14 protein-coding genes are annotated in these 13,910 nt (G+C 62.4%); 8 read left to right on the top strand and 6 right to left on the bottom strand.

Translation table 11 applies throughout. The annotated features are described in order from the left end of the window. Positions 1-57 precede the first annotated feature (57 nt). The gene (locus N008_RS21560) at positions 58-1,170 is read left to right on the top strand and encodes a sensor histidine kinase (RefSeq protein WP_081910720.1); all 1,113 of its coding nucleotides are present in this window, start codon (positions 58-60) and stop codon (positions 1,168-1,170) included. 175 nt (positions 1,171-1,345) lie between these two features. Then, on the top strand, positions 1,346-2,050 hold the full coding sequence (locus N008_RS09920) for a LytR/AlgR family response regulator transcription factor (RefSeq protein WP_044015667.1): 705 nt from the start codon (positions 1,346-1,348) through the stop codon (positions 2,048-2,050). Between the two features lie 75 nt (positions 2,051-2,125). On the opposite strand, the gene N008_RS09915 is transcribed toward N008_RS09920, so the two are convergent. Beyond that, complete coding sequence (locus N008_RS09915) at positions 2,126-2,779, bottom strand: T-complex 10 C-terminal domain-containing protein (protein ID WP_044015665.1); 654 nt, start codon at positions 2,777-2,779, stop codon at positions 2,126-2,128. A gap of 228 nt (positions 2,780-3,007) precedes the next feature. On the opposite strand from N008_RS09915, the gene N008_RS09910 reads away from it, so the two are divergent. The 3 genes from N008_RS09910 to N008_RS09900 all read left to right on the top strand — a co-directional run bounded on the left by N008_RS09910 (position 3,008) and on the right by N008_RS09900 (position 5,131). Next, on the top strand, positions 3,008-3,676 hold the full coding sequence (locus N008_RS09910) for a head GIN domain-containing protein (protein ID WP_197062982.1): 669 nt from the start codon (positions 3,008-3,010) through the stop codon (positions 3,674-3,676). Positions 3,677-3,730: 54 nt separating this feature from the next. After that, complete coding sequence (locus N008_RS09905) at positions 3,731-4,309, top strand: pseudouridine synthase (protein WP_044015663.1); 579 nt, start codon at positions 3,731-3,733, stop codon at positions 4,307-4,309. A gap of 354 nt (positions 4,310-4,663) precedes the next feature. Next, the gene (locus N008_RS09900) at positions 4,664-5,131 is read left to right on the top strand and encodes a cold-shock protein (protein WP_044015660.1); all 468 of its coding nucleotides are present in this window, start codon (positions 4,664-4,666) and stop codon (positions 5,129-5,131) included. 93 nt (positions 5,132-5,224) lie between these two features. Here the strand turns inward: N008_RS09900 and N008_RS09895 are convergent, their stop codons facing one another. Beyond that, on the bottom strand, positions 5,225-5,887 hold the full coding sequence (locus tag N008_RS09895) for a porin family protein (protein WP_044015659.1): 663 nt from the start codon (positions 5,885-5,887) through the stop codon (positions 5,225-5,227). Between the two features lie 121 nt (positions 5,888-6,008). Beyond that, complete coding sequence (locus N008_RS09890; protein ID WP_044015657.1) at positions 6,009-6,692, bottom strand: porin family protein; 684 nt, start codon at positions 6,690-6,692, stop codon at positions 6,009-6,011. A gap of 168 nt (positions 6,693-6,860) precedes the next feature. Here N008_RS09890 and N008_RS21555 point away from each other — a divergent pair, with 168 nt between their 5' ends. From N008_RS21555 to N008_RS09875, 3 genes are all read left to right on the top strand, one after another. Continuing rightward, the gene (locus tag N008_RS21555; RefSeq protein ID WP_052381398.1) at positions 6,861-8,339 is read left to right on the top strand and encodes a TPM domain-containing protein; all 1,479 of its coding nucleotides are present in this window, start codon (positions 6,861-6,863) and stop codon (positions 8,337-8,339) included. Between the two features lie 108 nt (positions 8,340-8,447). After that, positions 8,448-10,127, top strand: coding sequence for a hypothetical protein (locus tag N008_RS09880; RefSeq protein ID WP_044015655.1), 1,680 nt, complete (start codon positions 8,448-8,450; stop codon positions 10,125-10,127). Between the two features lie 103 nt (positions 10,128-10,230). Then, entirely contained in the window at positions 10,231-10,989 is a 759-nt protein-coding gene (locus N008_RS09875) for a suppressor of fused domain protein (protein ID WP_044015653.1), read from the top strand. An 83-nt stretch (positions 10,990-11,072) separates the two neighbouring features. Here the strand turns inward: N008_RS09875 and lpdA are convergent, their stop codons facing one another. From lpdA to N008_RS09860, 3 genes are all read right to left on the bottom strand, one after another. Further along, positions 11,073-12,479 (bottom strand): dihydrolipoyl dehydrogenase, encoded by a 1,407-nt coding sequence (lpdA, locus tag N008_RS09870; RefSeq protein WP_044015652.1) that lies wholly within the window; start codon positions 12,477-12,479, stop codon positions 11,073-11,075. 265 nt (positions 12,480-12,744) lie between these two features. After that, entirely contained in the window at positions 12,745-13,185 is a 441-nt protein-coding gene (locus N008_RS09865; protein WP_231569809.1) for a hypothetical protein, read from the bottom strand. Positions 13,186-13,223: 38 nt separating this feature from the next. Beyond that, positions 13,224-13,910 (bottom strand): carboxypeptidase-like regulatory domain-containing protein, encoded by a 687-nt coding sequence (locus N008_RS09860; RefSeq protein ID WP_044015650.1) that lies wholly within the window; start codon positions 13,908-13,910, stop codon positions 13,224-13,226.

The raw sequence follows: 13,910 nt of genomic DNA, 5'->3' as shown, positions 1-13,910 counted from the left end.
TCGAAATCCGGCCTTGCGCATGCTGCAGGCGGCCGGAAAATCCGCCAACTTGGCCCCATGCAAATGCCCCGCCTCACCCCCACCGGCCCCGACCGGCCCAGTCGTTTTCCACTTGTGTTTGAGGGGCTGGTGTGGCTGCTGTACGTGGGCCTCTACAAGTACAACTTCTTCATGCAGGAGGCCGGGCGCCTTGTGCCGCTCACGGAGCGCGCCAACTTCCCCTACCCCCAGCTGATGCTTTTTGCGCTGCTGTCCACGCTCTACATTGTGCCCTACTACCGCGGGCTGCTGCCACTGCTGCTGCGCCGCCGACGCTATGCGCTGCTGGGTATCGGCGCCTTGCTCTATACGTGGTGGGGCATCAAGCTGAATATGGTGCTAGCCCACGGCCTGTTTCAGTACATACCCAGCCCGCCCCAGTTGGTGAGCTATTATCAACAGGAGTATCTGGAATCTGCCGCCACCCTGGCAGGCAGGGCCCAATACCACATCAGCCTGCTGTTTACCGACCTGCTGGCCTTCAGCTGCGTGGCGTTTGTGCGGCTGGCCTTCGAACACGAGCAGCGCCGCCGCCACCTCGAAAAAGACCACCTGGCCCTACAGATGGAGCAGCTGAAAGCCCAGTTGCAGCCCCACTTTCTATTCAACACCCTCAACAGCATCTACGGCCTGAGTCTGGCCGGCTCGCCCGAAACGCCGCGCTTCATTCTGTTGCTCTCGGAGCTGATGCGCTACGTGCTGTATGACAGCGGCAAGGCGCAGGTGCCGCTGACGGAGGAAGTGGAGTTTATGGCCAACTACTTCGAGCTGGAGCAGCGCAAGTACGCCGGGGCGCGGGTGGAGTTCCGGGCCGTGGGCGAGGCGGCCGGCGTGCAGGTGCCGCCGCTGCTGCTGCTGCCGCTGGTAGAAAACAGCTTCAAGCACGGCCGCCACCACTTCTCCGACGCGGCCACCGTGCAGGCCACGCTTACCACCACGCCCGGCCGCCTGCACTTCCTCATCGAAAACGACATGCTGCCTGAAGCCCCAGCCGCCTCGCCCAAGCGCAGCGGCGGCATCGGCCTCCAGAATATCCGCCAGCGCCTGAACCTCTACTACCCCAATGCCCACGAGCTGCACCTCACCGAGCACAACGGCCGCTACCGCGCCGAGCTGACGCTGCGGGTGTAGCAGGGTATCATGCTGTACGAAAGAGAACGTCATGCTGAGCTTGCCGAAGCATCTCTACCGCTTCATCTGATTACCACTGCAACGAAGCGGTAGAGATGCTTCGACTGCGGCTGCGCCTTCGCTCAGCATGACGTCCTATGTCACCCCATCACCCCATTACCTCATCACCTATCCAATGACCACTACCCCCGCCCCTGTCCGTTGCCTGATTGTGGATGATGAGCCGCTGGCCCATCAGGTGCTTACCCAGTTCATCGGCCAGACGCCGGGGCTCACGCTCACGGGCAAGTGCCGCAACGCCATGGAGGCCTACGAGCACCTGGCCCAGCACCCCGTGGACCTGCTGTTTCTGGACATTGAAATGCCGCTCGTGACAGGCCTGAGTTTCCTCAAAAGCCTCACCCACCCGCCCAAAACCGTGCTGACCACCGCCTACCGCGAGTACGCCTACGAGGGCTACGAGCTGGATGTGCTCGACTACCTGCTCAAGCCTTTCAGCTACGAGCGGTTCATGAAGGCCGTGGCCCGCCTGCCCGCCACCCAGCCCGTGCCGCCCGCCGACACCACCGAGGAAAAGTACCTGCTGGTGAAGGAGCGCCAGGGTTTGCTGAAAGTCCCGCACCGCGACATTGTGTACGTGGAGGGCTGTAAGGATTACGTGAAAATCACGACGGCCACCAAAAGCTATCTGCTACACCACACCATGAAGGAAATGGTGGCCGTGCTGGGTCCGGCCTTTGTGCGGGTGCACCGCTCCTTCATCGTGGCCGCCGCCCACATCCGCATGCTCCAGCCCGATAATGTGCTGCTGCTCGACAACACGCTACTGCCCATCGGCAACTCACACCGGGCCGAATTGCTGGCATTTTTCAAGAAATAGTCCGCTGCTGCCACACAAAAAGCCCCCGCACCAAACTGGTACGGGGGCTTTTTATGTGGCAGCAGCCGCAGAAAGCTAGTCTTTCACTTTCACCTTGCCGTCGTCGGCGTCGCGCTTCACTTTGGTGCCATTTGAGTACTCGGTTTTCCGGTCGCCATCCTTGTCGATTTTCACCGTGGTACCGTTGGAGTACACGATTTTGGTTTCGCCGTTGGCCTTTTTATCGTACTTCACGATGCTGGGGCCGGTGCGGCGGGCGGGGGCGCTACGGTCTTCTTCCACCACGCGGGTTTCCGTTACGGTGTAGGGCGTGCCGGCGTAGTAAGTGCCACGGTTCGACGAGTAAGTGTTGTACTGGTTGGGGTCCGTGACGATGGTTTTCACCTCACGGTCGGTGTCGTCGTTTACTTGGCGGATGGCGGCGTAGCGGCCGGTGGTGTCGGTGGCGTAGCTGGTTTCAATCTCGCCGAGGCGGCGGCCCCGCGTATAGTACGTTTTCTCGATGCGCGTCACGACAACCGTATCCGTCAGCTTCAGGTCTTCGGCAATCCGGTCGGCGAGGCGGTCGGCATCGGTGCGGTAGGTGGTGGTGTCGACAGCATTGTCAACGACTACGGCCGTATCGGCCGAGGGCGTGGTGGCCGCGTCGACGGCAGCGGGTTTGTCCTGGGAGCAGGAGGCGGCCAGCAATGTGGCAGCAGCCGAGACAAAAAGCAGGGTCTTATGCATAAAAAGGGAGGTCGGTGAAAACAGCATATAGCCTACTGGCTATAATGGGGCCTGTTACGGCTGAGGTTGCGGCCAGGTTGCAGGGCGGGCGGCCCCGGGCTAGTAGCGACGGGGCAGAATCAGATGCATAAAAAACCGAGTTGGCAGGCAACGCCCGGGCCCGCAATGGCATCTGGCCCTGCATACTGCCTTCAATATTTTTTTCTCCACTTCTATCTTCTCCTGCTCATGCGTACTGCTTCTCTTCTCCGTTCTGCGGCCGTGGCCGCCATTTTCAGCGTGGTGGCCGTGTCGGCTGCTCAGGCCCAGCAGCTGCGCAAAGTGGGCTCGTTTGATAAGCTGCGGGCCAGCGGAGCCTGCGACGTGGTGCTGGTGCAGGGCGCAGGCTCCGAGGTGAAAGTGCAGGCCGAAGCCGACGTGGAAAAGTACATCGTGACCGAAGTGCAGAACGGCACGCTGCAGATCTACCGCGACAAAAAAGCGCCCAGCCAGCTGTTCAACAACAAGAAAGTGACGGTGTACGTGACCTGCCCGCGCCTGACCGGCATCGAAACCAGTGGCGCCTCCGACATCAAGAGCACCTCCACGTTCACGGCCGACAACTTCAGCATCCGGGCCAGCGGCGCCTCCGACGTGACGCTGCGCCTCGATACCAAAGCCCTGACGGTGCAAGCCTCCGGCGCCTGCGACATCAAGCTGGCCGGCCGCGCCGAGCGCCAGCAGGTGCAGATCAGTGGCAGCAGCGACTACCGCGCCAACGAGCTGCAAAGCCGCACCGCCGACGTGCAGGCCTCCGGCGCCTCCGATGCCTACGTCTTCGTGGAAGAAAGCCTGACCTCGCGCGCCTCCGGCGCCAGCGACGTGCGCAACAAAGGCAAAGCCCGTGTGACCCGCTAACGCGTATCATTGCGCGCAGAGCAAGAAACGATACGCGTTGTACCTTGCGGCTGCATGAATCACCGCCATTTCCTGTTGCACAAGCCGTTCGGCTACCTTAGTCAATTTCGCAGCGAAGATGCCCGCGAGGCCCGGAAAAAGAAATTCCTGGGAGCCCTGCACGACTTCCCCGAAGGCACCATGTCCATTGGCCGCCTCGACGAGCACAGCGAAGGCCTGCTGCTGCTCACCACCGACGGCCGCGTGAGCGAGCGGGTGCGCCGCAAAGACGTGGAGAAAGAATACTACGCCCAGGTAGATGGACTCATCACCGACGAAGCCGTGCGGCTACTGCAGCAGGGCGTAGAAATCGGGGTGCCAGAAGGCAAGTACCTGACGCTGCCCTGCGCCGCTTTTCGGCTGGAGCAGGCCCCGGATCTGCCGCCGCGCACCCGCAAAATCCGCGACGAGCGGCATGGCCCCACCAGCTGGGTCAGCATCACCGTGACCGAGGGCAAGAACCGCCAAGTGCGCAAAATGACGGCCGCTGCCGGTTTTCCTACGCTGCGACTGGTGCGGGTGCGCATCGGCAGCATTGTGCTGGGCAGCCTGCCGCCCGGCGAGGTGCGGGAAGTGGACGAACTGCAATGGTAAACCGGGCGCGCCAACCCGCTAGGCTGGTTTGTGCAGGCAGGGCCGGCTAGGCCCGGGCCCGCTGCCGGCGCATGGCGTAGCCGCTTGGCGCATATTCCCTCCGCCGGCCATGCCCGAAGCTGCCGCGGCCTCCGTATCTTTGGCAATTCGCGGCCCCGGCCGCGTGCTGTTACGCAATTATTTTTATACCTTAACTGTAGCTCTGCGGGCGGCCTTACCATCCCCTGCCGTTGAGGAGCCGGTTTTGTGAACCATACGGGCTAAATATCGGTTTTTACCTATTATGTAGCTACCGTACCCCCACTTTCAACATCTCCACACGCCATTCGGCAATAATAGCACCACATACCACGCATGGGCAAATCGCAGGCAACCTTCGGCAAGAAGGAAAATGAGAAAAAGCGGCTGAAGAAGCGCAACGAAAAAGCAGAGAAGAAAGAAGAGCGCCAAGCCAACGCCAAGAAGGGCCAACCGCTTGACGAAATGCTCGCCTACGTAGACGAGAACGGCAACATCACGTCGACGCCGCCGGACCCGACCAAGAAGAAAAAGGAAATCAAGGTGGAGGACATCCGCATTGGCGCCATACGCCAGGAGGATATGGAGGAGGAAGACCCGATCCGCAAGGGCCAGGTTACGTTCTTCAACGACTCCAAGGGCTACGGTTTCATCAAGGACTCTGTAACGCAGCAGAGCATCTTCGTGCACGCCAACGGCCTGTCGAGCGGCACCACCATCAAGGAAAACGACAAAGTAAGCTTCGAGGTGGAAATGGGCCCCAAAGGCCCGAGCGCCTTCAACGTGAAGCTGGGCGGCGAGTAAGCCTTCGGTTTTCGACTATGCGCAAGCGGCCGCAGCTCCTCGGGAGTTGCGGCCGCTTGGCATTTTGGGCATTGGGTACGCGGCAGGCCGGCTTCAGGAGCGCGGGCGTAGCTGGTAGCTGATGGAAGCCTGCACCGACTGGCTGCGTAGGTTGCCGCTGTAGGCTGGTGTGCGTGAGTCCTGGCGCTGCAGTGGTAGCAAGCCGGCTGTGCCTCGCAGCCCGATACCAAAGCCCGACGGCAGCTGCACGCCTAGCCCGGCGCACACGCCCACATCTAGGCGGCGATAACGGTCAGTGGCAGCGCGGTCGATGTCGGCATAAAAGCTTCCGGCCAGGGTGCCGTAGAACTCGGTGCCCACTTCCCGCGAAGCCAGCTGCAGGCTGGCCTGGGGCCCGCCTTCCACGTAGAAACGGCCGAACCGGGCGCGCAGCAGCACGGGCAGCTGCAGATAGCTCTGGCTGAGCCGATAGTCTGAGGCGTAGGTAGGATCGGCAAAAATACTCTCCTCTAGGCGCAACTGGGTGCGCTGGCGGCTGAACTGCAGCTCCGGCACCACCGAGAAACGCGCACCCAGTTGGTGCTCGTAGTATACGCCCACCTGAAAACCGGCTTTCGCGTCGGCGCTGGCCCGCTGGCCCTGCTGTGGGGTTTCAATGGCCATCGTGGTAGTGTTGGCGCCGGCGCGCACACCCAGCTGGGCATGGGCGCTGCCGGCCAGCAGTAGCAGGCCGCTTAGTAGCAGTTTCGGATACATGTCAAATGAAGGAATACAGCGGAACATACTTCTCTTTACCAGAACACTGAATCTGCTTGCATATTGCATAGGGCGCTGACGACACATCTCTACACACCAGCACAGGGGCTACGAGGGCAGCCTATTTTCCAGCACTCCGCAACTGGTAGCTGATGGACGCCTGTACCGTTTGGCTGCGTCGGTTGATGGTGAAACCGGGAGCCGATGACTCTTTGGAGTTGAGTGGCAGCAGACTGGACGTGCCTCGTAGCCCAATGCTGAAACCCGCTGGCAGCTGCATGCCCAGGCCGGCGCATAAGCCCACATCGAAACGGCGGTAGCTGTTAGTGGCGGTGCGGTCGAAATTCTGCTGGGAAGAGTTGGGGTCGTAGGAACTGGTTATTACTGTGGTGCCGGCTTCGTGGGAAGCCAGCTGCAGACTGGCCTGAGGGCCGCCTTCCACGTAGAAGTTGCCAAAACGGGCGCGCAACAGAACGGGCAAGTGCAGGTAGCTTTGGCTGAGCCGTGAATCGGTAGTGTATGTCGTCACTCCTGCTACTCCGCTCCACGATTCTACTGAGTGCAGTTGGGTGCGCTGGCGGCTGAACTGCAACTCCGGCACCACCGAGAAGCGCGGGCCTAGCTTGTGCTCGTAGAATACGCCCACCTGAAAGCCGGTTTTGGCGTCGGCGCTGGCTTGCTGGCCCTGTTGTGGAGTTTTAGTGGCAATAGTAGTAGAGTTGGCACCGACGCGCACACCTAGTTGGGCGTGGGCGCTGACGGCCAGCAGCAGCAGGCCGCTTAGGGCTGTTAGTTTCTGATGCATGGTAGCAAGAAAATAAGATGAAGGGATAGTGTCTTACTACCAGAGCCCCGGAGGTAGTGCCTGGGTTGCATGGCACCGCCTTGAAATAACCGGTGCGCAATCTGGTGGGGGAAACGGTCTGCCGCAGATTGCTTTCTTTGGCCTGCAAACCTTCCCTTCCGGCGGCTTATGTTTCTGCGTTACGTGCTTTTGTGGCTGATGCTGGCGCTGGACGCAGGCCGGCAGGTGGCGGCGCAGGCGTCCTACCTCACCCGCATCCCCGACCCCAAAACGCTGGGCCAGACCTACGTCAGTGACCCCGACCACCTGCTGCAGCCCGCCACCGTGCGCGACCTGAACGAGCTGCTGCAGGCCCTCGACCAAAGCCGCCGCGCCCACATCGACGTGGTGCTGACCCGCAGCATTGGGGAGGAAGTACCTAAGACGGCCGCCACGGCCCTGTTCAACCGCTGGCAGATTGGGGACCGGGAGCTGCGCAACGGCTTGCTGCTGCTGATAGTGGAAGACCAGCGCCGGGTGGAAATCGAAACCGGCTACGGCCTCGAAGCCGACTTGCCCGACATCCTGTGCTTCCGCGTGCAGCAGCGGTATATGGTGCCCTACCTGCGCCAGGGCCAGTACGATGCCGCTGTGCGCCAAGGCGTGGCCGCCCTGATCCGGCAGCTCACCACCGGCCGCCTGGAGCCCGCCGACTCGCTGGCCACTGCCTCAACAGACGCTGCCCTGGCCCTGACCGACGACCCGGCCGCCCCCGAAACTGCCATTTACGCCAGCTCCGACCCTGCCAACCCCAATGCCTGGAGCACGGCCGAGGCCATTGGCGTGGGGCTGGGGCTGGTGTTTTTGCTGGTGACGGGCGGGCTGCTGTTGTTCAACCTCAAGCCCACGGCCGGCTTCCGCTGGGGGCTGGGGCTGGCCGTGGCGGCGTTGGTGGGGCTGTGGTTTGGCACCTTGCTGCTGGACCTGGCGGTGCCGGCCACCGCCCTACTGGCGCTGTGCTACGCAGTGCCGCTGCTGGGCGCGCACGCCTACCTGTGGCAGGTGCAGCAGCGCCTGGCCGCCCTGGCCGGCCAGAGCCGCCACGCCCGCTATGTGTTTCTCAGCGAAGCCCTGCATGGCCTGGGGATGCTGCGCTACGTGTTTCCGCTGGGGCTGGTGTGGCTGTGGCCCCGGCAGCAGCGCCGCCTGGCTGCCCTCCGCAACGAGCCCTACGCCTGCCCCGCCTGCGCCCACCCCATGCATCGCCTCGACGAAACCCAGGACGACGCCACCCTGCAGCCCGGCCAGGTAGCCGAGGAGCGCGTGGCCTCCGTGGACTACGACGCGTGGCAGTGCCCGGCCTGCCAGCAGCAGCTACTCCTGCCCTACGCCAACCTCGCCACCGACGCCAAGGCCTGCATAATGTGCCGCTACCACACCGCCCAGCCCCAGCCCGACGAGGTAATGGAAGAAGCCACCACGTCGCACGGCGGCTGGGGGTGGCATGTGTGGCACTGCGCCTTCTGCCAGCACACCCAGCGCACCAAATACACCACCGCGCGCCTGTCGTCGTCGGGTAGCTCGTCGGGGTCGTCGTCGGGGGGCAGCTCCTGGTCGAGCAGCAGCGGCGGCAGCTCGGGCGGCGGCGGGGCCGGCAGCAGCTGGTAGCGGGGCGGCTTTGCGGTGGCTTTTGGGGCCTTTCAGGTGGGGCGGCAAAGTCGTATGTTGCGTTGCTTTACGGGGGCGCCTGCGGCCCGGCTTTCATTATCGTGCGCTATGCTTCCTTTATTCCGGCACGGCCTGCTCAGTGGCCTGTTGTTTTTCCTGCTTCTCTCCGCGGCCCGCGCCCAGACAGCCTCGCCGTCGGAGCCCGACCTTACCGCTTTCTACGACCAGCTGAACGCCTACCGCACCAGCCGCTACCAGCCCTTACCTGATCTGCAGGCCCTGCAGCTGCCGTCTACGTTTTCGGGGGCCGAGCTGAAGGCCTTGCGCCTGCAGGACCGCCACATTGTGCGCATTGATCTGGTGTACACGGCCTTCCGGCTCAACCCCGCCTTCAACCAGCGCCAGCTCAACCTCAGCCGCATCCGCAACCTGGCCGCCGCCGTGCCGGGGCTGCTGCAGGATGAGTCGGTGACGTGGACGCTGGTGGAGCAGACCGGCTGCAACAGTCCCAGCGAGTGCCAGCCGTTTTTCCACGGCTTTGTGGTGTACGTGGCCCCGCACGCCACCGCCGCCACCAGCCGCGCCGACCTCGACAGCCTCACGCGCAAGCTGCGCCTGCTGGAGAAGAAGCGCCCTAAAGCCAGCAAGAAAACCCAGGGCAAAAAGGTGGCCTGCAACCTGCCGGCCGGCCGCTTCACCAATCGCCAGATGGCCCGCAGTCTGCGCCGCCTCTACAAGTGCCCGCAACGGGAGGCGCAGGTGGTGAAGTTTCAGCTGACCGTGGACGCCCGCGGCACCATCCGGACGGTGCAGGTGCTGCCCACCGCCCGGCCCGTATGTGTGGCGGAGCTGGAAGAAGCCATCCGCAAAAGCGTGGCCTTCACCTCCGGCTTCCCCATTGACCGGAAGATGTTCGGCTTCACGGCCAAGGGCGTTATCCGGCTGCCGCTGGGGCCGCTGCAGCTGCTGGGCGAGGCCGATATGGGCTTCACCAGCTTCGCCCTCCCCGATTCGGCGGCCCGGCTCTACCGGGTGGCGCTGAAAAAGAAGAACAAGCAGCACAAGAACGACTACTGCGAGGCGCGCATCACCAAGAAAGGCGAGCTGCTGGCCGCCGCCGATACGGCCGCCACTGAGGAACTGCCCCTGCCCGCCGATGCCAACGTGGTCAGCCGCGTGATGCAGCGCCACCCCGAGTGGAGCAAGGAAGTGGTGGTGACCGACGTGACTGGCAGCATGTTCCCCTACACCTACGACCTGCTGGCCTGGCTGCAGCTCAGCGCCCTCGAAGACGAGAAAACCTTCGTGTTCTTCAACGACGGCAACGACCAGCCCGACAAAGACAAGCGCCTGGGCAAAACCGGCGGCCTCTACCACGTGAAAACGGATAGCTACGATGCCATCAAGAACAAGCTCATCGAAACCATGAAGGCCGGCGGTGGCGGCGACGCACCCGAAAACGACGCCGAAGCCCTGCTCTACGCCCAAAAGCTAGCCGCCGCCCCCGACTCGGCCGAGCTGATCCTGCTGGCCGACAACTACACCTTCCCCCGCGACGCCAAGCTGCTCAAAAACACCACCGCCCATGTGCGCATCATCCTCTGCGGCGTCCGCGACTACATCAACCCCAAGTACCTCGCCCTGGCCCGCAAGCACGGATTCAGCCTCCACACCATTGAGGGCGACATCGAGAACCTGAGCAAGCTACTGGAAGGCGAAACCATCACCATCCAAGGCCAGCAGTACCAAGTGACGAAGGATGGTTTTAAGCTGGTGCAGAAGACCTGATTAACCGCCCTACTTCTTTACACTTACCCTTCCCGGGCATTTTGCTACCAGCAACCGGGCAACGTGCTTTCCTTTCTTCTCTTTTCACTTTACGCTACCTACTATGTCAGAGCAGGAAATCGAACCAGAGAATTCGTCTTCCGGGGCACCCATTTACCGCTATGAAAATGTAGAACCCGAACCGTTCAGCCTGGCATCCGGCGACGAGGAATCCATTGAGGCTATTTCGAGGCACATCGAACAGCACGTTGGCCCTGTTACCGGGGTTTTTCACGAGCTTATCTCGGACAAAGTGCACCTGGACGTGCATATCGTGGCTCCCACCAAGGATTTTCCCTTTTACACGCTGGTTACGTCCGGCATGAGCGACCTGCCTATGACTGTGCCTGCTGATGCAGAAAGCTCCGCGTACGCGGAGCTGTGCATTCTCCTTCCCAGTACCTGGCCTCTGTCAGACGTTGGGCAGGCAGACTCTACCCCAACGGACGAAGCGTACTGGCCCATTGGCTGGATGAAGTTTATTGCCCGTTTTCCGCACGAATACCACACGTGGCTGGGGTCCGGCCACACCATCCCGAATGGGGAGCATGCCGAGCCTTACGCCGCTGATACGAAGCTGGGCTGCATGCTGCTACTGCCTTCTATCAGCTTACCGGAGGAGTTCCGGGAACTGCGCGTGACGGACGAAAAGACCATCCACTTCTACTGTCTGTACCCCATTTACAAGGAAGAGATGGAGCTAAAAATGAACAAGGGCGTCGATGCGCTGCTCGACAAGTTCGATGAAGCCGGCATTTCCGACGTGATAGACATAGCCCGTCCCAACGTGGCCAAGAAGAAAGGTTTCCTTGGTTTGTGGTAGCTGGCCACACCCCTCAATACCAAAAAAGCGGCTGCAACTCCTGGGAGCTGCAGCCGCTTCGGTTTCTAGCGTAAGCGCCGGAATTACATGTGAATCGCTCGGTTCTCGGTGGCGGCGAGGCACGCTTCCTTCATGGCTTCGGCGTAGGTGGGGTGAGCGTGGCTCATGCGGGCTACGTCCTCGGCGGAGGCGCGGAACTCCATGGCCGTTACGGCTTCGGCAATGAGGTCGGCAATGCGGGGGCCAATCATGTGCACACCCAGGATTTCGTCGGTTTCCTTGTCGGCCAGCACTTTCACGAAGCCGTCGAGGTCCATGGAGGCGCGGGCGCGGCCCGAGGCGCGGAACGGGAACGAGCCGGTTTTGTAGGCCTTGCCCTGCTCCTTCAGCTGCTCCTCGGTGTAGCCCACTCCGGCCACTTCGGGCCAGGTGTACACCACGCCGGGAATGAGCAGGTAGTTGATGTGGGGCTTCTGGCCGGCAATAGTTTCGGCCACGAACACGCCTTCTTCCTCGGCCTTGTGGGCCAGCATCGCGCCGCGCACCACGTCGCCGATGGCGTAGATGCCGGGTACCGAGGTTTGCAGGTGCTCATCTACCTTGATGCGGCCGCGCTCCTCCATCTGTACGCCGGCGGCTTCCAGGTTCAGGCCCGCGGTGTAGGGCGCGCGGCCTACGGCCACCAGGCAGTAGTCGCCTTCAAACTTCACTTCCTCGCCCTTGGGGTTGGTGGCGGTTACGGTCACGGTGTCGCCCTCGCGGGTGGCGCCAGTTACCTTGTGGCTCAGGAAGAACTCGATGCCGATTTTGCCCAGGATGCGCTTGAGCTCTTTGCCCAGGCCGCGGTCCATGGTCGGGATGAGCGAGTCCATGAACTCCACCACCGACACTTTCGCGCCGAGGCGGGCGTACACCGACGCCATTTCCAGCCCGATTACGCCGCCGCCAATCACAATCATGTGCTTGGGCACTTCGCGGATGTTCAGGGCCTCGGTGCTGGTGATGATGCGCTGCTTGTCCTGCTGGATGAAGGGCAGCACGGTGGGCTTGGAGCCGGTAGCAATGATGACGTTCTTCGTCTCAATCTGCTGGGCTTCGCCGCCGGCCGTGGGTGCAATGCTGATGTGGTTCTTATCGACAAACGAACCAACGCCGTGGATGACGTCGATTTTGTTTTTCTTCATCAGGAATTGAATCCCGTCTGTATTGGCCTTCACCACCCCGTTTTTGCGGTCGATGAGCTGGTTCATATTGATCTGCAGGTCGCTCAGCTCAATGCCGTGCTCCTTGAAGGTGTGCGCGGCGTTGTGGTAGTGCTCGGTGCTGTCGAGCAGGGCCTTGCTGGGGATGCAGCCCACGTTGAGGCAGGTGCCGCCCAGGGTGTCGTACTTCTCGATGAGGGCGGTTTTGAGGCCCAACTGGGAGCAGCGGATGGCCGCCACATAGCCGCCGGGCCCGGAGCCGATGACGGTAACGTCGTATTGGTTCATGCTAGGGTAAATTCGGTGAGAATCAACTGGGGCGAAGGTACGGAAGGGGAGTTTGGGATGCAGGGAAATTGTGCAGCACCCCCGCTCCGCCCCCATCACCCCAACGCAAAAGAGCCCCTTCCCCACGCGTGAGAAAGGAGCTCTTTTGCGTCGCCGCCGTTCGGACGACCCGTAGCGCGAACTTTGTAGTTCGCGTCCCCGCGCCGTTGAACGATTGTCGTTCGGAGGCGCGAAATACAAAGTTCGCGCTACTGGGCGCCAAGAACTACGCGGCCAGCTGCCCCACCTGGGCCCGCAGCACCTCCCGGGCAATGCCCAGGTTGGTGGTGTCGGAGGCCACCACCAGATAAATAAACCGGCGGCCGTCGGGCGTGAGCTGCAGCAGGTGCAGCTGGCTGGACAGCGTAATCAGGATGTCGCCCAGCTGCTCGTCGGGCGGGAGCTGCAGTGCGGCCATGGCCTGCCGCTTGAGCTTCACCACCTGGGCGTTGAACGCGGCCCCCGTGGCCGGGTCGATGGCGGTGGTGGTGGCGTGGGCGGCCAAACTGGTGCCCGAGGCCACCTCCACCACGGCTACGGCCAGCAGTTCGGGCAGCGCTGCCCGCACTTGAGCCACTACCTGTTCGGCCAGCGGGTCGGAGGTGGGCGGCAGCTCAGCGCGCTCAACCCGACGGGGCGCTTTTCTACGGTAGTTTTTGGGTTTCACGCAGGCAGGGTACTACAAACAAATGGCACCAAGAGGGCCTAAAACTGCCACCAATGGCGCTTCTTTTCCTTCTGCTGGGGCAGCAGCGTTACGTTGGAGGTAGTGCTTTTCTGTACCGTCAGCTCCTCGTCTTGGTAGCCGCCGTAGCCATACTTGAGCGTAGTGGTGCCGGCCGGCACTTGCATCATGTACTCGCCGGCGGCGTTGGTGGACACGCCACTCAGGCTGCCGGGGTGCAGCACGGTGGCACCCACCAGTGGCGCACCGTTCTCGTCCAGAATCCGTCCGCGCACCGTCATGGTGCGGGCGGCCACCATCGACGAAGCAACGGCAGCCGGAGCAGCAGCTTCGGCGGCGGCCATTTCGGTGGGCAGGTTGTCGGCTACGGGCGTGCGCTCGGTGGGCAGGTGAGTGCCGGCAAATACCATGGTGCCCAGCAGGGCCGCCGAGGCTACCAGCGTGGTGGCCCGCCGCCGGAAGCGTACGGGCTCGGCCCGGATGTACTGGATTTGCTTTTGCACCCAGGTAGGCGCCGCCACGGTTTCTGCCGCGTGCAGTTCCTGCCAGCGGGTTAGGGTTTCGTGGGCCTGGTCGTCGTCGCGGCCCAAGTAGCTTTCCACAGCCTTAGCCGACGACCGGGTAAGGTCGCCGTTGAGGTAGGCGTCGCGGTACACGGGCAGCAGCTCGCCGGTTTGCGGATCAAAAGGAGAAGCAGTCAATTTCAT

The sequence above is a fragment of the Hymenobacter sp. APR13 genome, from assembly GCF_000737515.1.
In the GTDB taxonomy this organism is placed as follows: Bacteria; Bacteroidota; Bacteroidia; order Cytophagales; family Hymenobacteraceae; genus Hymenobacter.
Note: the sequence above shows the minus strand (reverse complement) of the source record. Positions and strands in the feature narration are given on the sequence as shown.